18 protein-coding genes are annotated in these 20,459 nt (G+C 69.7%); 10 read left to right on the forward strand and 8 right to left on the reverse strand.

The features are described from left to right. Window positions 1-183: 183 nt before the first annotated feature. Window positions 184-1,149, reverse strand: coding sequence for a DUF3048 domain-containing protein (locus tag OHA61_RS35045; RefSeq protein WP_406306399.1), 966 nt, complete (start codon window positions 1,147-1,149; stop codon window positions 184-186). Between the two features lie 189 nt (window positions 1,150-1,338). On the opposite strand from OHA61_RS35045, the gene OHA61_RS35050 reads away from it, so the two are divergent. Continuing rightward, window positions 1,339-1,692, forward strand: a complete 354-nt coding sequence (locus OHA61_RS35050) for a cupin domain-containing protein (protein WP_406306400.1) — start codon at window positions 1,339-1,341, stop codon at window positions 1,690-1,692. A gap of 42 nt (window positions 1,693-1,734) precedes the next feature. Then, window positions 1,735-2,517 carry an amino acid ABC transporter ATP-binding protein gene (locus OHA61_RS35055; RefSeq protein ID WP_406306401.1) on the forward strand — a complete coding sequence of 261 codons (783 nt, stop codon included), beginning with the start codon at window positions 1,735-1,737 and terminating at the stop codon, window positions 2,515-2,517. Between the two features lie 12 nt (window positions 2,518-2,529). On the opposite strand, the gene OHA61_RS35060 is transcribed toward OHA61_RS35055, so the two are convergent. Further along, window positions 2,530-4,551: a GTP-binding protein gene (locus tag OHA61_RS35060; protein ID WP_406306402.1), complete on the reverse strand. Its 2,022-nt coding sequence runs from the start codon at window positions 4,549-4,551 to the stop codon at window positions 2,530-2,532. Between the two features lie 354 nt (window positions 4,552-4,905). On the opposite strand from OHA61_RS35060, the gene OHA61_RS35065 reads away from it, so the two are divergent. Next, window positions 4,906-6,291 carry an FAD-binding oxidoreductase gene (locus OHA61_RS35065; RefSeq protein ID WP_406306403.1) on the forward strand — a complete coding sequence of 462 codons (1,386 nt, stop codon included), beginning with the start codon at window positions 4,906-4,908 and terminating at the stop codon, window positions 6,289-6,291. A 9-nt stretch (window positions 6,292-6,300) separates the two neighbouring features. Here the strand turns inward: OHA61_RS35065 and OHA61_RS35070 are convergent, their stop codons facing one another. The 4 genes from OHA61_RS35070 to OHA61_RS35085 form a co-directional block, all read right to left on the reverse strand. Further along, window positions 6,301-7,008: a YoaK family protein gene (locus OHA61_RS35070; RefSeq protein WP_406306405.1), complete on the reverse strand. Its 708-nt coding sequence runs from the start codon at window positions 7,006-7,008 to the stop codon at window positions 6,301-6,303. A 144-nt stretch (window positions 7,009-7,152) separates the two neighbouring features. Further along, window positions 7,153-7,548: a hypothetical protein gene (locus tag OHA61_RS35075; protein ID WP_406306407.1), complete on the reverse strand. Its 396-nt coding sequence runs from the start codon at window positions 7,546-7,548 to the stop codon at window positions 7,153-7,155. A 428-nt stretch (window positions 7,549-7,976) separates the two neighbouring features. Then, the gene (locus OHA61_RS35080) at window positions 7,977-8,900 is read right to left on the reverse strand and encodes a MurR/RpiR family transcriptional regulator (protein ID WP_406306408.1); all 924 of its coding nucleotides are present in this window, start codon (window positions 8,898-8,900) and stop codon (window positions 7,977-7,979) included. A 319-nt stretch (window positions 8,901-9,219) separates the two neighbouring features. Beyond that, window positions 9,220-9,507 (reverse strand): hypothetical protein, encoded by a 288-nt coding sequence (locus OHA61_RS35085; RefSeq protein WP_324976736.1) that lies wholly within the window; start codon window positions 9,505-9,507, stop codon window positions 9,220-9,222. A gap of 172 nt (window positions 9,508-9,679) precedes the next feature. Between OHA61_RS35085 and OHA61_RS35090 the strand changes: the two genes are divergently transcribed. From OHA61_RS35090 to OHA61_RS35115, 6 genes are all read left to right on the forward strand, one after another. After that, window positions 9,680-10,615: an NAD(P)-dependent oxidoreductase gene (locus OHA61_RS35090; RefSeq protein WP_406306409.1), complete on the forward strand. Its 936-nt coding sequence runs from the start codon at window positions 9,680-9,682 to the stop codon at window positions 10,613-10,615. A 70-nt stretch (window positions 10,616-10,685) separates the two neighbouring features. Continuing rightward, complete coding sequence (locus OHA61_RS35095) at window positions 10,686-11,264, forward strand: YdeI family protein (protein ID WP_406306410.1); 579 nt, start codon at window positions 10,686-10,688, stop codon at window positions 11,262-11,264. A 133-nt stretch (window positions 11,265-11,397) separates the two neighbouring features. Beyond that, window positions 11,398-11,844, forward strand: coding sequence for an SRPBCC family protein (locus OHA61_RS35100; RefSeq protein WP_406306411.1), 447 nt, complete (start codon window positions 11,398-11,400; stop codon window positions 11,842-11,844). 108 nt (window positions 11,845-11,952) lie between these two features. Further along, window positions 11,953-12,768, forward strand: a complete 816-nt coding sequence (locus OHA61_RS35105) for a maleylpyruvate isomerase family mycothiol-dependent enzyme (RefSeq protein WP_406306412.1) — start codon at window positions 11,953-11,955, stop codon at window positions 12,766-12,768. Window positions 12,769-12,823: 55 nt separating this feature from the next. Further along, entirely contained in the window at window positions 12,824-15,382 is a 2,559-nt protein-coding gene (locus OHA61_RS35110) for a SpoIIE family protein phosphatase (protein ID WP_406306413.1), read from the forward strand. Beyond that, window positions 15,379-17,796, forward strand: a complete 2,418-nt coding sequence (locus tag OHA61_RS35115) for a SpoIIE family protein phosphatase (protein WP_406306414.1) — start codon at window positions 15,379-15,381, stop codon at window positions 17,794-17,796. The genes OHA61_RS35110 and OHA61_RS35115 overlap by 4 nt, the downstream gene beginning before the upstream one ends. A 19-nt stretch (window positions 17,797-17,815) precedes the next feature. On the opposite strand, the gene OHA61_RS35120 is transcribed toward OHA61_RS35115, so the two are convergent. Then, window positions 17,816-18,934, reverse strand: coding sequence for a sulfite oxidase (locus tag OHA61_RS35120; protein ID WP_406306415.1), 1,119 nt, complete (start codon window positions 18,932-18,934; stop codon window positions 17,816-17,818). Between the two features lie 162 nt (window positions 18,935-19,096). Between OHA61_RS35120 and OHA61_RS35125 the strand changes: the two genes are divergently transcribed. Beyond that, window positions 19,097-19,549 (forward strand): SPW repeat protein, encoded by a 453-nt coding sequence (locus OHA61_RS35125; RefSeq protein ID WP_324976712.1) that lies wholly within the window; start codon window positions 19,097-19,099, stop codon window positions 19,547-19,549. Window positions 19,550-19,679: 130 nt separating this feature from the next. Here OHA61_RS35125 and OHA61_RS35130 read toward each other — a convergent pair whose 3' ends face one another. Beyond that, window positions 19,680-20,375 (reverse strand): type 1 glutamine amidotransferase domain-containing protein, encoded by a 696-nt coding sequence (locus OHA61_RS35130; RefSeq protein ID WP_406306416.1) that lies wholly within the window; start codon window positions 20,373-20,375, stop codon window positions 19,680-19,682. Between the last annotated feature and the right edge of the window lie 84 nt (window positions 20,376-20,459).

Raw genomic sequence — 20,459 nt, forward strand, 5'->3', positions numbered from 1 at the left:
CGGCGCCCTCAGGCCGTCGAAATGTCCGTCATCGGTGCATTGCTCCGGCCTTCTCGATGGGAAGACAGCTGGGAGGACGATAAGCCTGAGTCCTCGCATCGTCATCACATCTGAGCGGAACTTGAGCATTACAGTCCGGCCACGGAAGTCCCCTCCCGCCCTCGGACCGGTCGCGAGCCCGGATCAGCGAGCCGCGTACACGATCCAGACCTGTCCCGGGGCGAACGCCATGGGCCTGCCCTCCGGTGTCGTGAACGTCGTGCCGGACTCGGCGGTCGGGCGCTTCCACTCGGCCTTGTGCGCCTTGCTGTCACGCAGGACGAGCGCCGTGCCGGAGCCCACGGTCTCGGTGTACGGAGAGATGTTTCCCGACCGGTCGTGGAACTTCGACGGATGCACGTTCACGTACTGCACGACGACGGTGGCGGCCCCCAGCTGCTGCCCCGCCTGTGTGCGGGAAGGGGTGCCGTCCATGGCCACCAGCCACTGAGCCCTCTGTGGCGACCATGTGAAGGCGAAGCGTGCGGCCGGATAGCGCACGGAGTACGTGGCAGTCGGTTTCCCTCCGGCGGGCTCGGGACCGAAGGTGAAGCCGGCGTACGTGGCCGCGTTCACTCCGGAGGTGTCCCGCAGAACGCGCTCCGGCCGTAGATAGAGGTTGTGCGGGGCGGCGCGGTCCTGGCTGCGGAAGTACGCGTCCCCCGGTGCCTTTCCCGGCGGAACCGGGTTCACCGGGGCTGCGTCGATGACCGGCAGGAGCTTGCTCTGCGCCCCGGAGAAGGCGAGGGTCGGCCGGTCGAACTGCCTCAGCAGCTCCAGATCGGATTCACGTGCACTGCGCACCGGGCCGACGACGGGCGGAAGTCGGGAGGAGTAGACGGCGAGGATCCGGCTGAGGCCCGCCTCGACCCGCTCGACGTAGACGATGTCCGCCTTTTCGAGTCCCGTCGGGGGCCGGGCGGGAACGACGTTGTCGATTTTCACCGCGAGTACATGCGCGGGCGGGACGGACGCGCTCGCGGACGGCGTACGGTCACGGGCCGGCGGGGTGCTGCCGTCGCCGCCCTCGCACCCGGAGGCGGCGAGGGCGAGCGTCACAAACAGCATCGCGACGGCGGTGGCCGATCTCTTCTTCGTCTTCGCGGGCATGGCGGACGCCCCTTCGAGTCACCCGCCGGCGCCCGTGGCGAACCGTCGGCAGCGGCGTCATGATGCACCTACTCTCTGTAGTCCGAGAATACGGCGCACCGGGGACGAACGTTCTGTCGTCCCGGAGCGCGGGGAGAGCGGCACTGTGTACCTGCCCCGCGCCACCCGGTATGGCCTAACGTCGCGATCATGACGACGTACAACAGTTTTGCCGTTCACATCCCCGACGCCGGCCTCGAGCCGGACCCGCTGGACCCGGCACAGATCGTCCGGGGCACCCCCGAGGTGTCGGGCAAGGTGCTCTGGGAGTCAAAGGACGGCAAGAACATCCGGGGAATCTGGCAGATCACCCCCGGCGTGGTGACCGACACCGAGGCGAACGAGCTCTTCGTCGTCGTCAGCGGCCGGGCAACCATCGCGGTCGAGGGCGGCCCCACGTTCGACGTCGGCCCGGGCGACGCGTGCGTCCTGCGCGAGGGCGACCGGACGACCTGGACCGTCCACGAGACATTGCGGAAGGCGTACCAGATCACCACAGCCTGACCGCGTAACTTGGCACCAGGTAGCTGCGTACGTCCGAAGCCGATGAGCGGAGCAACAGTGACCAAGGGCAATGCCACGCAGGCCAGGAGCGACGCCCTCATCGCGCTGAGCAACGTCAACAAGCACTTCGGCGCGCTGCACGTGCTCCAGAACATCGACCTGACGATCGCCCGTGGCGAGGTCGTGGTCGTCATCGGGCCCTCCGGCGGAGGGAAGTCGACGCTGTGCCGCGCCATCAACCGACTGGAGACCATCGATTCCGGCGAGATCGCCATCGACGGCAAGCCGCTGCCCGCGGAGGGCAGGGAGCTCGCCCGGCTGCGGGCGGACGTCGGAATGGTCTTCCAGTCCTTCAACCTCTTCGCGCACAAGACGGTGCTGGAGAATGTGATGCTGGGCCAGATCAAGGTCCGCAAGAAGGACAGGAAGACCGCAGAGGACAAGGCGCGCTCTCTGCTCGACCGGGTGGGTGTCGCCACCCAGGCCGACAAGTACCCCGCGCAGCTCTCCGGCGGCCAGCAGCAGCGCGTCGCGATCGCACGCGCTCTGGCCATGGATCCGAAGGTCATGCTCTTCGACGAGCCCACCTCGGCCCTCGACCCCGAGATGATCAACGAGGTCCTCGAGGTCATGCAGCAGCTCGCCCGTGACGGCATGACGATGGTCGTCGTCACCCACGAGATGGGCTTCGCCCGCTCTGCCGCCAACCGTGTCGTCTTCATGGCGGACGGCAGGATCGTCGAGGAGACGACACCGGAGGAGTTCTTCACCAATCCGAGTAGTGAACGCGCGAAGGACTTCCTTTCGAAGATCCTTCACCACTGAGCCCGGCCGCGACTACGTGCCTTCCCGGTGCCCACCGACCCTGCGCACGACGTGCAGCAGGTATTCCTTGCGGTTGAGGGGATTGTGGTCCGTCCGCGGCCGGCTCGGGATCGCGCACCGGACCGGCTGGTAGCGTTCGAAGGCGTATTCAAGTACGCCCTCACCGCGTGTGAGTCCCGGCAGTTGCTGCTCCAACGCGTACATCCGATCCGCCGGAATCTCACCCTCCAATACGCAGGCGGAACCCCGCACGACAGGTGTCTGCGGAACGGCACCCAGCCGGGCCAGCACCGGCAGAACCGGCCCGAGCGCGTCCGCCGGAAGCTCGATCCGGAAGTAGTGCAGCGGCTCGTAGACCGTGGTCCCTGCCTGTCGCAGTGCGCTCATCAGGACCAGCGGCGTCAGATTGCGGAAGTCCCCGGCCGTGCTCGACATGCTCTTGTCGAAGGTGCCGTGTGCATGGCTCTGCCGCGCCCAGTAGCCGGAGTGCGTCATGATGACCGTGCAGTCGGTGACCTGCCATCCGTAAATCCCTTGCCGCAGCGTCTCCTTCACGGTTTCTTCGACCGCCTTGATGAAGGAGTACGGCATCGACCCGAGCTCCACTTCCAGCCGGAATTCCACGCCGCTGCCGATCGGAGCGGGCTCGATACGCAGCCCGACCGTGGCGAGAAACGGATTGGGCTCTTTGTCGATGATCTCGGCACTGGCCCCTGTGCCGATGGGTCGCTCCAGGCAGATCGTCGTCGTCTCGCGGAAGGTGACGTCAATGCCGAAGTCGTTCGCCAGCGTCGCCTGGATGACTTCCTTCTGCACCTCTCCGTAGAGCGAGACGGATACTTCCTGGCGGATGTCGTCCTGCCGCAGATTGATCAGCGGGTCCTGTTCGGCGAGCTGGGCCAGCGCGAGATGCAGCGCCCCCTTGTCGCAGGCCCGGCCGGGAACCACGACCGTTTCCAGTGTCGGCGGAGCGAAATACCGCTGCCCGGCTGCCTGCTCCGGTGCGACCCTCGGTGCGTCGCCGATCGCGTCGCCGATCCGGATGTTCCCAAGCCCCCAGAGTTTCGCGATCCGTCCGGCGGCGGCCGAGGCGTGCCGGACGGCCGCACCACGGTCGAAGACGCTGATCGCGGTCACTCTCTCCTCGCCGTCGCCGCGGATCCGCAGCCGGTCTCGGATTCGTACGGTCCCGGACAGCATGGAGACGTACGCGATCTTCTCGCCGGACGGGCCGCGCTCGATCTTGAACACGGTGCCCGAGACCGGGCCTTCGGTGCAGCCCTCGCTCGCGGGCAGCAGCTCCCGGACACCGGCGATCAGCGCGTCCACGCCCGCGCCGGTGATGGCCGAGCCGAAATACACGGGATGCACGAGCGCCCTTTGCGTCTGCGCCGCGAGCTCGCCGCGGAGTTGGGCGTACGAGAGGGTGCTCTCGTCGTCGACATAGGCGGCGAGCAGCGCGTCGTCATGGCCCGACAACAGATCGACCAGCGCGGAGACATAACCCGCGTCGGCTGCGGTGCAGGGCGTGGGCAACGCGCTATGGGTGCCCAGGCCGGCGGCCGAACCCATCGGGACGATGTCCCGGCTCAGCTTCTCGGCGATGCCCCGCAGCACTTGCTCGTACTGTGCTCCCCGGCGGTCGATCTTGTTCACGAAGATGAGGGTCGGGATGCGCAGCCGCCGCAGCGTCCGCATCAGCACACGCGTCTGCGCCTGCACGCCCTCCACGGCGGAGATGACCAGCACGGCACCGTCGAGCACGCTCAGCACCCGCTCCACCTCGGCGATGAAGTCCGGGTGACCGGGTGTGTCGATCAGATTGACCGTGATGTCTTCGACGACGAAGGACACGACCGCGGACTTGATCGTGATTCCGCGCTGTCGTTCGAGGTCCAGTGAATCGGTCTGCGTACTTCCGTCGTCGACGCTGCCGATCTCGTCGATGACTCCGGCGGCGTGCAGCAGCCGCTCGGTCAGGCTTGTCTTACCGGCGTCGACATGCGCCAGAATTCCCAGGTTCAACGTTCGCACTGAGCGTCAGGTCCTCAAGATAGGTGTCAATTGCCTTCTGGATGGACGTGAACGCTCCGCGCATAATCATCTCCTTGGTCGATCAGCTGTCATCGCGAGTCCAGCAGACGACTGCACCGAGGGGCAACCGATTTGCCGGGCTCCAGTGCGCCCCGCGTTTGCGCAGTCCCCGGCCCGGCGTGAGGCTTGATGTATCAGCCCCGCGGCGCCCGATTGTGCCTGCGGCCCGTGAAGTGCCCGGGCGCCAAGACTCCGCCGACGGGGGACACCGCGGCGGCGAGGCGTTGGATGCCGCGGCCGGCACGGCCGGGAGGCCGGGTGGGCTGCGGTCCGCACCCCGCGTGGGAGACGGCGATGGACGGCACAACCTTGGAAGCGATGCGGTCCGCCCTGCGCGGTCCGGTGATCGGCTCGACGGACCCGGAGTACAACGAGGCCCGCAAGATCTACAACGCGATGATCGATCGGCGCCCGGCGGCCTTTGTGCGCTGCTCGGACGCGGCAGACGTCATGAACGCGGTCGACTTCGTCCGCGACCACGGTGTCGAACTCGCTGTCAGGGGCGGCGGACACAGCGGACCTGGGCTCAGTCTCGTGGACGACGCTGTCACGGTCGACCTGTCGCCCATGCGCTGGGTGCGCGTCGATCCCGCCACCAGGACCGCGCAGGTCGGCGGCGGCTCACAGCTCGGCGACCTCGACCACGCCGCTCACGGCTTCGGCCTCGCCACCCCCGCCGGCATCATGTCGACGACGGGCGTCGGCGGCCTCACCCTCGGCGGCGGTATGGGCTACCTCACCCGCAAGTACGGCCTGACGGTGGACAATCTGCTCTCCGCCGACGTCGTGCTCGCGGACGGCAGCTTCGTCACCGCGAACAAGACCGAGCACCCGGACCTCTTCTGGGCGCTGCGCGGCGGTGGCGGGAACTTCGGCATCGTCACCTCCTTCACCTTCGGGTTGCACCCGGTGCACACCGTGGGTGTGGGGATCACCGTCTGGCCGGTCGACCAGACACGCGAAGTCCTGCGCTGGTACCGCGAGTTCCTGCCGCAGGCAGCCGATGACCTCAACGGCTTCTTCGCGCTGCTGGCAGTGCCTCCCGGCCCGCCGTTCCCGGAAGAGCTCCACGGACACAAGATGTGCGGCGTGGTGTGGTGCTGGACGGGGGACCTGGCCCAACTGGACGAGGCCCTCACCGCCGTGAACGAGCCCGGCCGGCCCGCCTTCCACTTCACGACACCGATGCCCTACCCCATGCTCCAGAGCATGTTCGACGAGCTGATCCCCACCGGACTGCAGTGGTACTGGCGCGGAGCCCTCTTCGACCGGATCACGGACGAATCCATGGACGTCCACCTCAAGTACGGTGAGAACCTCCCCACCGGCCTGTCGACCATGCACCTTTACCCGGTCGACGGCGCCGCCGCCCGGGTCGCCGCCGACGAGACCGCGTGGGCCTACAGGGACGCAGTCTGGTCCGGCGTGATCGCCGGCATCGACCCCGATCCGGAGAACGCCGAGGCGATCAAACAGTGGGCCGTGGACTACTCGGAAGAGCTGCAGCCGTACTCCATGGGCGGCTCGTACGTGAACTTCATCGGCGCGGGCGAGGGCCAGGAGCGGGTCAGGGCCACCTACCGCGACCACTACGACAGGCTCGCGGAGATCAAGCGGACCTACGACCCGCACAACCTCTTCCGCGCGAACCAGAACATCGAGCCGGCCAAGCAGGGCTGACGGCGCGGGCTACGTCCCGACCGGCTGGGCGCGCCGGGTTGTGGCTGTCGTCGCGGCCGCGATGGCGAGGATGAGGGCGGCCACCAGAAGCAGTACCCCCGTGGGCGGCCACTCCAGCCGGATGAGCCAGGCACCCAGAACGCCGCCCGCGAACAGCGCCAGCACACCGGTGCTCCTGCGGACCCAGGCACGGCTGCCGTAGCCCAGGGACGCGTCGTGACCGAGAGGCGACCCGCTGATCAGCGCCGTGAGCGTCCGGGTCACCAGCGTGGTGGGCAGGTCCGGTACGCGCGCACGCATCGCTGTCACATTGCGCATGCCCATCGCGATCGCCACCACGGCCGCCGTCGCGATGTGCCGCGCGGACGGTGAACCGGCCGCCCGCTCAAGACCCCAGGCGACGAAGGCGGCTCCCGCGACGAGCGCCGATTCCGCGAAGAGTGCGAGGACGAACCAGCGGTGGCCGCGGGCCTCGGCCGTGGACTCCATCCGTGCGCCGATGAGCGCTCCGACGGCGAACGCGCCGAGCGACACGGACGTTGCGACGGCGGACACCGGGCCCTCGCCGACGAGCGCGAAACCGAGGAAGAGCGTGTTGCCCGTCTGGATCGCGGTGAAGACGGGACCGAGAGCGAGAAGGCTGACGGCTTCGACCATGCCCGTGGTCAGCGTCAGCGCCGCCATCAGGGACGTCAGATGCCCGGGCTTCGTCTGCAAGCGCGCTCCTCGGCTGCGGCCGCGGCTGGGGTGTCGGGCCAGTGTCCGCATCCGCGTGCCACCGACCGCACCATTGGGCCAACCGTGGGCCGAACCCGGCCGGAGCGACCAGGGGCGCCTCGAAACGTACGGCCGGACAGGGCCTTAGACGTGCGACCTTCTGCGCGGCACCGCGCTGCCCGCCTGAAGGGCTTCGGTGATCAGCCGGACGCCGCGGGCCAGACGGTTCAGCTGCTCCAGCTCGATCGCGTACATCCTGATCGTGCTCTCGATGATCGTCTCGGCCACTCCGAGGGCCGGCAGTTCGGCCCTGCAGGTCTGCAACGCGGTCCGCACTGCCCGCATCTCGTGCTGCACCTGGAAGTGTGCGTGGCGCGCGAGCAGGATCGGGTTGCGCGTGAGCGGCGAGTAGCCGGCGTAGCGGGCCGGCAGGAGGTCTCGCAGCCAGCGGGCGGCCGTTCGTTCCCAGTCAAGGCTCCCGGGAGCCTTGACCTGGCACGGCCAGTCCGCGTTGATCGGCGAGTAGGTCGTCTGGGACATCGTCGTCCTTTTGGGATGTCGTGCGGATGTCGTACGCGTGGGCTCTGGTCGAGGGGATTTCCGGCGGCCCCGGCCCAGGGGTTGACCGGGGCCGCCGATGGACGGGCGCGTCCGAGGGGAAACGGAGCGCCCTGTTGGATCACCCCGGGCCGACGAGAGGAGGCGTCGCCCCATGGCGTCCGGTTCTGTGGCCCGTGAGGGCCGTGGTTCCGGCGTGCGGCTCCGGGAAACCCGGGGCCACCGGAGCAGTAAATATATATACCGTCGAGTACGCAAGGGTATGAAAAATTTCATGCATGAATAATGATGAAAACGCCTGGTCTGCGAGCTTCCGCGACGGCGGCGCAGACGCGGGCGCGACGCGACGCGGACGGCGGGCGAAGCCCTGGGCCGGTCCCTGGTCCAGTCCCAGGGGCCGGCCCCAGTATTCAGTCCTCGAGGAAGAAGTTGTGCTGATCGGCGACCTGCTCGTATCCCTCGAGCCGGACCTGCGTGCGCTGGGGGTCGGCATCCGCCATGGCCTGGAGGAGGGCCGCGGACAGAACGCCCGGTGCCGCGTACGAGTCGAAGACGAGACGTGAGCCGGTGCCGGCGATCAGTGCCACATCGGCCTCGTCCACCAGCGGCCCGAAGGCGAGGTCGGTGATCAGCGCGACGCGCAGCCCGATGCGGCGGGCCGTACGCATCGTCGCCAGCGTCTCGTTGGCGTGCCGCGGCATGGCGAAGGCCAGCACCCAGGTCCCGCCCGCCTCGTGCGACTGCAGCAGCGCGTCATAGGCGACGCTGCCGCCGCGGGTCACCGTGCGCACATCGGGATGGATCCGTCTCGCGGCGTAGGCGAAGTACTCCGCGAGGGACACCGAGATCCGCAGACCCAGAATCGTCAGCGGAACGGACCGCGCCAGCTCCCGGCCGACGTCCAGGACCTGATTGGTGTCCGCGAGCAGGCGGCGCAGGCTCTCCAGGTTCTCGATCTCGGCGTCGACGGCGGCCTGCAGTTCATTGCGGCGGATTTCCTCCCGCGTGTCCGGCGAACCGGCGACCGCGCTGAGGGCGATGGGCTGAAGTGCCTCCCGCAGTGCGGGGTATCCGCTGAAGCCCAGCGAGGAGGCGAAGCGGGTGACCGACGGCTGGCTCACCCCGACGCGTTCCGCGAGCTCGGTGATCGAAAGGAATGCGGCCTCGGTGAGGTGGTCCACCAGGTACTGGGCGATGCGACGCTGCGCGGGCGACAGCCGGTGGCCGCCGAACAGGGCGAGAACCCTGTCCGTGGGGGCGGCTTCCGTCTCGGGAGACTGCCCTCCCGGCGTGATCGCAGACGCCTCTGCGCGTGCCTGCTGATCTGATGGCACCGGTGTCACTCCTTCTCGTCCCACTTCCGCTCAACATAGCTCACGCACCGTGGTCGCAAGGGGGCGAGAAGGAGAACGGGCAGCCGTCGGCGGCTGCCCGTTCCCGGATCGGCGTGCGTCCACCGTCGTCGTCGGAGTGTTCCGGCCGGAGATCCTCGGACGGGGTGCGGAACAGATCTGAGTGGGCCATGCCAATGAGACCGCCGCTCGTCGCCGCTGGATGACGCAATCCCTCAGGTGTGGCGGGAGTTGGCGGCCGGGGCCCGTTCCCGCCCGGCGTTGTTTCGCTGCCGGGCCCCGGCCGTTGCCGTGTGACCTGCTACTGAACGGAGGGAAGCAGCCCCGTGACGGGCGCGACCAGGTCGGTGAGCTGGTGCAGCTGGTTCAGCTCGGCGAGCCCCTCGTCGGCTCCCCGGAACTGACCGGACACCGACGGCAGTTCGGCCCGGTGCTCCGAAGGGATGCTGCTCTCGGCGAGAGAATCGACCTGGCTCATGACGGGGATCTTGTGGTCGGTGGCGACATCGGCGCTCGCTGCGGGGGCGGCCAGCGCCGTGGCGCCGGTGGCAAGAGCTACGGCGGCGAGAATGCGTCGTGTGTTGTTCATGCCCTGGCAACGGCTGACATGACGGGCGGACACGGCCGAACGGCCTCACTCACCCGCGGGCCGTATCGCGCGCTGCCCTGATGACGCCGCGGCTGCGGTGACCGGCTGCGAGGGGTGCGATCGGCTGGTTGGCTACGAAGTGTCAGCAGCCCGGCATGGAGAGGCGGCACGCATGACCACATCGCCCGCAGACGGCAGCGAGGAGAATCGTCCCGTGGTGGCGGTGCTGGGCACCGGCATCATGGGCGCCGCGATGGCCCGCAGTCTGCTCCGCTCCGGTCTGTCCGTCCGGGCGTGGAACCGTACGCGGGAGAAGGCCGAAGCCCTCGTGGCCGACGGAGCGTACTGCGCCGAGTCTCCGCAGGACGCCGTCGCGGGCGCGGACGTGGTGCTGACCATGCTCAACGACGGACCGCGGGTACTCGCCGCCATGCGGGCGGCGAGCGCGGGCCTGGCTCCCGGAACGGTGTGGGCCCAGTCGGCCACCGTCGGGGAAGCCGCGACGGCCGAACTCGCCGACTTCGCCGGGCGGCACTCCCTGGTCTTCGTCGACGCCCCCGTGCTCGGCACGCGCCGGCCCGCCGAGGCGGGGGAGTTGCTGGTCCTGGCGGCGGGGCCGGACAGCGCGCGATCCGTACTCGCGCCCGTCTTCGACGCCGTGGGCAGGCGCACCACATGGGTCGACGACGACGGCTCCCGCGCGGCCGCCAGCCGGCTCAAACTCGTACTGAACAGCTGGGTCGCCGCCCTGACCCATGCGACCGGCGAGGCGCTCACGCTGGCGAGGGTGCTCGGTGTCGATCCGCAGGCCTTCCTCGACAGCGTGTCCGGCGGCCCGCTCGACAGCGGATACCTGCGCGCCAAGGCCAAGGCCATCCTCGACGGCGACTACACGCCGAGCTTCGCGGTCGACAACGCGCTCAAGGATTCCCGGCTGATCGTCGAGGCGGGTCAGCGCGCGGGCGTACGGCTCGATCTCGCGCAGGCGGGGGTGGCTCGCTTCGAGCGACTGGAGCGGCGCGGCCTGGGCGAGCAGGACATGGCCGCCACCTATCTCGCCTCCTTCGACGACGGAGTGGAGCCTTCGGACCAAGGCGGCGGCAACTAGGACAGGAACTGGCCTACAGGATGTCTAACGTGGCATCACGTGAGGCATTCGAAGCCGGGGAGGCGCCCAGATGGAATCGTTCAACGGCCTGGAAGTCAACGCCTTCGAGGACGCAGCGGAGCTGGAGTCCTGGCTCTGCGAACATCACGGGCTGCAGTCCGGCGTATGGCTGAAGCTGGCCAAGAAGAATTCCGGAATCGCCTCGGTGACGGCCGCGGAGGTCATCGACGTGGCCCTGTGCTTCGGCTGGATCGACGGTCAGCGCCGGTCCTTGGACGAGTCGTACTTCCTGCAGAAGATCACGCCTCGACGGCCGCGGAGCATGTGGTCGCAGGTCAATATCCGCAAGGTCGAGGCGCTGACGCAGGCAGGTCGTATGCGGGAGCCCGGCCTTGCCCAGGTCGAGGCCGCCCAGGCGGACGGACGCTGGGCCGCGGCGTACGCATCGCAGAAGGAAGCCACCGTCCCGTCCGATCTCGAAGCCGCGCTCGACGGAAATGAGCCGGCGAAAACCGCCTTCGGGAAACTCAACAAAACGAAGAGATACGCCGTGATCTACCGCCTTCTGACGGCGAGGACCCCCGGTATCAGGGCCGCACGGCTGCGGGAGATGGTCGCCGCGCTGGAAGCGGGTCAGCCGATTCGGTAGTCCTGCGCGTGCCCGCGTGAGGGCCGTCCACGCGCCTTCCGGCTGGCCGCCGCGAAGCCGGTATGCACACCATGGCTCTCTGGGATGATGCCCGCACGCCGCACCCCTGGCGCGAGCGATCACTGGAGGAAGCATGGCCGGTCATTTCGAGGCAACGGTCGAGATCGGCCCCCCCGTCGAGGAAGTCTTCGCCTTCCTCGCGGACGGCACGAACGATCCCAAGTTCAGCCCCAGGGTCCTCGAGATCACGAAGGCGCCGGACGGGCCGACGGAGGTGGGCACCGTCTTCAGGAGCACGGTCAAGGACGCCGGGATGACGACCAAGCGTGAGATCCGGATCAGTGAGTTCGTGCCGCCCGGCACCCTCCGCTGGACCGAGACCTCCAAGAACATCGTCGTGTCCAAGGAAGGCGGCTACGACCTCGAGCCCACGCCGGAGGGCAATACTCGCCTGCGTATCTTCAACAGCCTTGAGGGCCATGGCATCGGCAAGCTCATCGTGGGTCTCGCCCTCAGCGCGGCACGCAAGGACGCGGACGCGTTCGGGCAGCGGATCAAGGCGGCCGTCGAGGCGTCCTGACTTGGAGCCCGCCGGAGAGGTCCTGGCGGCATCCCGTGCTGTGACAGGCTTCCTGTGAACGCCCGGCCGGACAGGTCGCCGGGCCGGACGGATCGGGAAGCGCAGCCCATGGCCATAGTGGATCATTCCGGGTCGCAGTCGCAGACACCTTCGAGTTCCGCCCTGACGTCTGCGGCTCATCGTGACGCCGTCGCGGCTCAGACCGCCAGATTCGTGACGGTCGTCAAGGGAGCCGACCTGGCGACCCCGGTGCCCACTTGTCCGGGCTGGACGCTCCTCGACCTGGTACGCCACGCCGGGAGTGTGCAGCGCTGGTTCTCCGTACTGCTGCGTCAGCTCGTCCAGGAACCGCCGCGCAGCCGTGATGTCGAGCTGCGGCTTCCCGCGGACGAGGACGCCTTCGCCGACTGGCTGACCGCGAGCGCGGCCGAGGCGGCCGGTGCCTTCGCGGTCACCGATCCGGACGCCCCGATGTGGGTGTGGGGCGCCGATCACCACGCCAGGTTCTGGGTGCGGCGGATGCTGTTCGAGACCCTGGTGCACCGCGTCGACGCCGAACTCGCCCTGGGACTGCGGCCCGCGATCGACCGCGACCTCGCGGCCGACGGAGTGGACGAGTTCCTGGTCAACCTGCCCTTCGCCACACCCTTCGCGCCGGACGTGGCCAAGCTGCGCGGCAGCGGCGAAACCCTGCGCTTTCGCTGCACCGACGCCGGTGGCGACTGGCTCGTCCGCCTGCGGCCCGACGGTTTCGGCCTCGACGACCAGGACTGCGCGGACACACCGGCGGACGCCACGGTCCAGGCAGCCGCGGCCGATCTGCTGCTGCTCCTGTACGGACGCCTCGACCGCGGCGCGGATGCCTTCGAGATCACCGGGGACGAGGATCTGCTGGCCCGCTGGTTCGCCAACTCCGCCTTCTGAGGAACGTGGGCCGCTCCGGACACCTGGCCGCGGTGGGGTGCCGGGTGGCAAGGAGATGCGCGGGGCGCCCGCCGGGGAGCATGCTGGCTGTGTGACCTGGTACCGCGCGGCCGGGCGCGCCGCGGTGAACGAGGGCGGGGCGGAACCCGGGGGACCGAACGGCACCGACCGCGTTCCGGACGAACTGACCCTGGTGCTCGCGCACGCCGCCGTAGGGGCGACCGAGGCTGTCGGCGGGTACGCGGGCGGCGTCTACCTGCCCTCGCGCACGCAAGGGCTGTTGCGGCTGGCCGTGATGGCCGGGCTGCCCAGCCGGCTGTTCAGGCCCTGGTGGCGGATGCATGTGAACCGGCCGTTTCCGGTGGCCGACGCCCACCGTTCGGGCCAAGCCATCCACCTCGGCGACGCCGAGGAAGCCATGCGGCGATATCCACAGCTCATGGCCGGTCTGCCGTACCCCTTCGGCTCGCTGTACGCGCCCGTGGTCAGCGGCCGCCAGAAGTTCGGGGTGCTGGTCGTGCTGCGCCCGGCCACGCCCGGACAACCGGTGACGCACGCCGACCGGCTGCGGATGCACAACGCCGCGGCACGGCTCGCGTCCGCCCTCGTCACGCTGGGCGCGCGGGGGGTGCCGCTCCTGTGGGACGGCGAACCGCTGTCCGTCCAGTTGCCCGCGGTCACCACGCCGCCCGTGCGCTTCGGCCGCTTCGACTGGGACCTTGGCACCGGAGCCGTATCCGCCGACGAGGACCTGTGCGCGATTCTCGGCACCAGTCGTGCGGACTTCGGCGACACCGTCGACGCGCTGACGGCAAGACTGGCACCGGAGGACATGTACGGGCTGTGGACCATCGCCCGCCAGGCCACGGAGACGGGCAGGCCCGTCTCCCGCAGCATGCGCCTGCGCGGCCCGGACGGACGGCCTCACCTGCTTGAACTCTCCGCCCTGGCGCACCCACCGGGCGACGGCCGGGGCCGCCGTCTGACCGGATACCTGGTGGACCTCGGCACCGGACCGATCGTGGCCGAGGCGACCGACCGGCTCCCGCGCGGCATCTTCTCGCTCGACCGGCTCGGGCGGATCACCTATGTCAATCACAGCGCGGAGCTCCTGCTGGGCCGGCCGCGGTCGGAGTTGTCCGGACGTGTCCTGTGGGAGGTCCTGCCGTGGTTCGGGAACACGGCATACGAGGACCACTACCGGGCGGCGCTGCTCTCCCGCGACCCCGTTCACTTCATGGCCCGCCGATCGCCCCAGGACTTGCTGTCGGTCACCCTTTACCCGGGTCACGACGGCCTGACCGTCACCGTCTCCCCGTCCCACCGGCCCTCGTACCCGCCGGGGTCCGTCGCCCTGCCCGGGACCGGGCTCGGCTCCCCGGCCGACCGGGCAGCGGCCCTCTACCGGCCGGTTGCCCTGGCCATCGCCCTGACCGAGGCCGTCACGGCCCGCCAGGTGTCCGCCGTGGTCACCGAGGAACTGCTGCCCGCCTTCGGCGGCCGTCAGCTGGCGATCTACCTGCTCAACGAGCGCCATCTCTATCTGGCCTGGGAGACCGGGTTCCCGCAGGGCTTTTTGAACCGCTTCGACGGTGTCGCGCTCGACGCCAGGCTGCCCGGCGTCGAGACGCTCACCACCGGCCGTCCCATCTTCTTCGAGTCCATGGAGCACCTGGCCGAGGCCTACCCCGGCATCCCCCTCGACGCCAACGTCGGCGCCCGGGCCTTCCTGCCGCTGATCGCCTCCGGGAGGCCCGTCGGCTCCTGCATCCTCGGCTTCGACCGGCCGCGCGGCTTCAGCCCCGAGGAGCGCACGGTGCTGACCGCGCTCGCCGGACTCATCGCGCAGGCCCTCCAGCGAGCCCAGCGCTACGACACCGAAGCGGCCCTCGCGCGCGGACTGCAGGACGCCCTGCTGCCGCACCGGCTTCCCGTGCTCGACCAGGTCGACACCGTGGGCCGGTATCTGCCAGGCACCCAGGGCATGGAGGTCGGAGGCGACTGGTACGACGTCGTCGAGACCGACCGTGGACTGGCCCTGGTCATCGGCGACGTACAGGGACACGGTGTCTCCGCCGCGGCCACCATGGGCCAACTGCGCAGCGCCGTACGCGCCTTCGCGCTGAGCGGGCACGACCCGGAGGAGGTGATGACCGGCACCAACCGGCTGCTCATCGACCTCGATCCCGGCCAGTTCGCCAGTTGCTGCTACATCGTCCTCGACCCGGCGACCGGCTCCGTGAAGGCGGTGCGGGCCGGGCATCCGCAGCCCCTTCTGCGCCACGCCAACGGCAGGACCGAGGTCCTGGACCTTGCCGGCGGGGTCGTGCTCGGCATCGACGTGGAGGCCTCGTACCCGGTCACCGAACTGCGGCTCGGGCCCGGCGATGTCCTCGCGCTGTACACGGACGGACTCGTGGAACAGGCGGGAATCGACATCGACCTCGGCGTCGAGCGGCTGCGCGGCTCGCTCGCCGAGGCCGGCTCGTCCTCGCTCGCCGGAACGGCGGACCGCCTGATGAACGAGGCACGGCAGGCCACCGACCGGCCCGACGACATCGCGCTGCTGCTTGCCGCCCGCTGGACGGAATCCGGCACAGGGAACCCGCCATGAGCAGCGTGTACGGCGCCGAGCACCACAGCGTGCGCGGGCCACTCAACGCCACGAGGGCCGCCACGGCCGTCCTGGACGCCGACGGCACGGTCGTCGGCTGGAGCCCGACGGCTCAGGGGCTGCTGGGATACGCACCACAGGACGTGCTCGGGCGCATGATCGACACCCTGGTGATGGACGGAACGGCAGAGGATCACGCGGCGCCTGATGCGCCGGCCATGGGCCGCGTAGCCCGGACGCTCCGTATGCGCCACCAGGACGGCCGCGCTCTCCGCGTGACCACCACAGAGCTGCCGCTCGCCCACACGGGCCCCGGTCCCGCACGGCTCCTGGCACTTGCCGACGCCGAGGAGACCGAGCAGTGGGAAGCCCTCCAGTCGATGCTCCGGGGACTGGCCACCCAGTCACCCGTCGGTCTGGCCATCTACGACACGGATCTGCGGGTGGTGTGGACGAACGCCGCCCTGTACGAGGAGATGGGCCCTTCGCAGTACGTTGGCCTCGGCCCGGACGACATGGTGACCCACGGCGAGGTGCTGTCCACGGCGTATCCGAAGACTCTCGAAGAGATGATGCGGCGGGTGCTCGCCACCGGTGAGACGGTCGTCGACCTGCACTACCGGGGCCGCCCGCCCTCGGACCCGGAGCGTGATCACGTCTGGTCGTGCTCCTACTACCGGCTGCAGGACGCCGGATCGGTCTCGCTGGGTGTGTGCGAGGAGACGGTGGACATCACCGATCGCTATCTCGCGCAGCAGCGACTGGATCTGCTCGTCCGCGCCGGGGCGCATCTGGGCACGAGCCTGGACATCACCCGCACGGCTCGCGAGCTCTCCGCGGTCGCAGTACCGGAGTTCGCCGACAAGGTCACGGTCGATCTCCTGGAGGAGGTCCTCGAGGGCGATAAGGCCACGCCCGGCGCGCGGCGGGCGGGAAGTGTGGTCCGGGTGTTGTGGGAGGCGGAGGAAGCCACGGGCGCGGCGGGTGAAATGCCCGTACCGGGGAAGCGGATCTACTACGCCCCCGACTCGCCGCAGGCCCGCAGCCTCGCATCCGGCAGCCCCGTGCTGGAAGGCCCGGCGGGCTCGGAGGACGATGACGAGCCACCGCCGCAGCGCTCGTGCCTGGCCGTGCCCCTGCGTGTCGAAAGCGCGACGCTGGGCGTGGTCACGTTCACGCGGAACCGTCTGCCCAGCCCGTTCGACCCCGCCGAACAGGCGGTTGCCGAGGAACTCGCGGCCCGGGTCGCCGTCTGCATCGACAACGCCCGCCACTACACCCGAGAGCATGCCGCTGCCCTGATGCTTCAGCGCAGTCTGCTCCCGCAGAAACTGCCACGGCTGACCGGAGTCGAGCTGGCCCACCGCTATCTGCCCGCGGACAGCAGGGCTGGAGTGGGCGGCGACTGGTTCGATGCCATCGCCTTGTCCGGCGCGCGGGTCGGTCTGGTTGTGGGAGACGTCGTGGGGCACGGGCTGCGGGCCGCTGCCACCATGGGCCGGCTGCGCACCAGCGTACGGGTGCTCGCGCGACTGGACCTCGCGCCCGACGACCTCCTCGCCCGCCTGGACGACCTGCTCTGGCAGGGGGCCGACGAGCAGGAGGCCGCCCGGATGGAGGGCGACGAACTGCCCGACGACGCGGCGCTCGGCGTGACGTGTCTGTACGCCGTCTACGACCCTGTGTCCGGTCTGTGCCGCATGGCGCGGGCCGGGCATCTGCTGCCCGCCGTCGTCGATCCCACGAACGGCTCCGTCACGTTCCCCGACATTCCGGCGGGACCGCCCCTCGGCCTCGGGGGCCTTCCCTTCGAGACAGCGGAACTGACGCTGCCGGAGGGGAGCCTCCTCGCGCTGTTCACCGATGGCCTCGTGCGGACCCGCGACCGGGATGTCGACGCCGGTCTCGACGGGCTGCGGGCCGTCCTCGCGGAGTACGAGCACCCGCTGGACGAGCTGGCCGACCGGGCGCTGGCAACGCTGCTTGCCGGTCCCGTCGACGACGACGTCGCGCTGCTCCTCGTCCGGACCCGCACGCTCGACAGCCGTCAGGTGGCCACCTGGGAGCTGACCCCCGATCCCCAGGAGGTCGCCCGGGCCCGTGCGCAGGCCGCCGCTCAGGTAGGCGTCTGGGGACTGGACGACCTCGTCTTCACCACCGAACTGGTGGTGAGCGAGCTGGTCACCAACGCCCTGCGGTACGCCTCAGGACCGATCCGGCTGCGGCTCATCCGCGACCGGACGCTGATCTGCGAGGTCTCGGACAACGGCCACACCTCACCCCACCTGCGCCGGGCGGGCTCCGACGACGAAGGCGGCCGGGGCCTCTTCCTCGTCGCCCAGATGACCCAGCGGTGGGGGACCCGCCATGCGTACAGCGGCAAGACCATCTGGGCCGAGCAGACACTGCCGTAGAGGCCGGGCAGGCAGGGCGTCAATCAGCGTCCAGGCACAGGACCGGGATCCGCTGGACCAGATTGTTGGCGAAGCCGCCGCGGTTCCAGGGCTGGGTGAGGGGTTGCGTACGGCCCTCGGCGTCGGTGGCACGGACGCTCAGCACATGGCTGCCGGGCGTCGCGGTCCAGACCGTCCGCCACTGCCGCCAGGCCCAGCCGTGCTCGTCCGCCGGGCCGAGAGCGGCCCTGCTCCAGGAGCCGCCGTCGTCGGTGCTGACCTCCACCTGTGTCACCGGGGCGTGACCGGACCAGGCCCGGCCCTCCAGCGGCACCTCGCCGGGGCGTACGACACGGGCCCGGGACATGAAGTCCGGGAACCCGGGCGGGATCATCAGCGCACGCGGGGCGATCTTGTCGACCGGTTCGCCGGGCTCGTCGGGAGACTGCTTCAAGCGGTACGCCACCGCCTGCTGGAATCCGGTGAACGGGGTGTCGGTCAGCGCGATGTCGCGCAGCCATTTCACATGCGCCATGCCGTACCACCCGGGGACGATCAGCCGCAGGGGATAGCCGTGCTGCGGCGGCAGGGGAAGGCCGTTCATCTCGTACGCGACCAGCACCTCGCGATCCTCGCCCATGGCCAGTGCCAGTGGCAGGCTGCGGCGGTAGTCCTGCTCGATGCCGCGCTCGACGCCGTGGTCGGCCCCGGTGAAGACGGCTTCGACGGCATCCGGCTCCACTCCGGCCTCGATGAGCAGTGTGCGCAGCGGCACCCCCGTCCACTCGGCGGTTCCGACCGCCTCGACCAGCCAGGGCTGGCTCACCGGCCGTGGATCGAGGCGTGCCCTGCCGTTTCCGGCGCATTCCATCGTGACGCGGTGGGTTGTGGACGGGAGCGATCTCAGCCTTGGCATGTCCAGGGTGAGCGGGGTGCGCACCCGGCCGCTCACGGTCAGCCTCCACTCGTCGGCGTCGGCGGCGGGGATGTCGTAGTGGACGAGCACATAGTGCAGTCCGGCGGGGGTGAGGTCGTAGCGCAGCGCCTCCAGCAAGAGCCCGTGATTGCGGGCCGCGAGGGCCAGTTCGTCCAGGCCGATGCCCTCGCCGGGCTCCGCGAGACGCCCCGGTGTGCTGAGGTCGGCGATGCGTCCGTCCATGACTTCATGGTGCTCTCCGGGCGGGTCCCGGGCACCTTGCGGGCGGAGGTGAGCACAACTCGGCGAGGTGCTCATGGACTGCCTGTTGACTGGAATGCCCTGGCAAGCGTTATATCGGAGATAAAGGGCAGATAAAGGCTTCTGAGTAGGAGGCAGCCCGCAATGACCACCCACCCGAGCATTGAGCAACACCCCGATCTGGCCGAGATGCGTTCCCGGTTCGAACGGGCGACCACGACCCCCCGTGCCCAGGCGATCGAGACACTGGCCCTTCTGACGGGTCTGTACCTGGCCGCCTCGCCCTGGATAGTCGGGTTCAACGACCTGAGCACTCTGGCCGTCTGCAACCTGATCACCGGCGCCGCCTACTGCCTGTGCATGGGAGGGTTCGGCTCGGCTTACGAGCGGACTCACGCCATGGCATGGTGTGCCATCGCCATCGGAGCGTGGACGATCATCGCTCCGTGGGTCGTGGCAGGCAGTGTCGACACGACCCGCACGATTGTCAGCAACGTCATTGTCGGAGCCGTGGCCCTGCTGCTCGGCCTGGCAATGGCCGCCATGGACATCCGCCGTCCCAGCCGCCTCCGCGCTCGCGGGAACGCGGCCATGTGATCCCCAGCGCTTACGCGCACGTTCCGAACACAAGGGCCCGGTGGGGTGCGGCTGCCGCACCCCACCGGGCTTCACGGACACCCGGAGGGGCACGGACAACATGCTCGTCAGGTACGCGGCATGAGGCGGGTCAGCCCACTGCCTTGAGGAGTTCGACGGCCAGCGGGGCGGACGACGAGGGGTTCTGGCCGGTGATGAGATTGCGGTCGGTGACCACGTGCGGGGCCCACGGCTCGCCCTCCTGGAAGTCCGCGCCGATCTCCACGAGCCGGTCCTGGAGCAGCCACTTCGCCTTGTCCGCCAGACCGGCCTGGGTCTCCTCGGCATTGGTGAAGCCGGTGAGCCGGTAGCCCGCGAACGGCGATGTGCCGTCCTCGCGCCGGGCGGCGAGCAGCGCGGCCGGCCCGTGGCACACCACGCCGAGCGGCTTGCCGGAGTCCAGCGCGGCCGTGAGCAGGGCGCCCGAGTCGGCATCGACAGCCAGGTCCTCCATCGGGCCGTGCCCACCGGGGTAGAAGACCGCCGCGTAGTCGGCGAGGTCGACCTCGTCCAGCTTCATGGGGCGCTCCAGCGCCGACATCTCGGCGAGGGCGGCCGTCACGGCGGCGGCGCCCTCGGGGCCGCCGTTCACCTCGGGGGCCAGGCTCCCGGCGTCCACGGTGGGGACGACGCCCCCGGGGGTGGCGACGGTGACCTCGTGGCCCGCGGCGGTGAGGGCCCGATAGGGAGCCACGGCCTCCTCGGCCCAGTAACCGGACGGGTGCCGGGTGCCGTCCGCCAGCGTCCAGTGGTCCGCGCCGGTCAGTACGAACAGGATCTTCGCCATCTCACATCTCTCCGCTGGGCTTCGCTCTTGCTGACGTCCTCGAACCTAAATCGCCGGGTCATTCGGATCCAATAGGCTCACCAC

Source organism: Streptomyces sp. NBC_00885 (genome assembly GCF_045207475.1).
Lineage (GTDB): Bacteria > Actinomycetota > Actinomycetes > Streptomycetales > Streptomycetaceae > Streptomyces.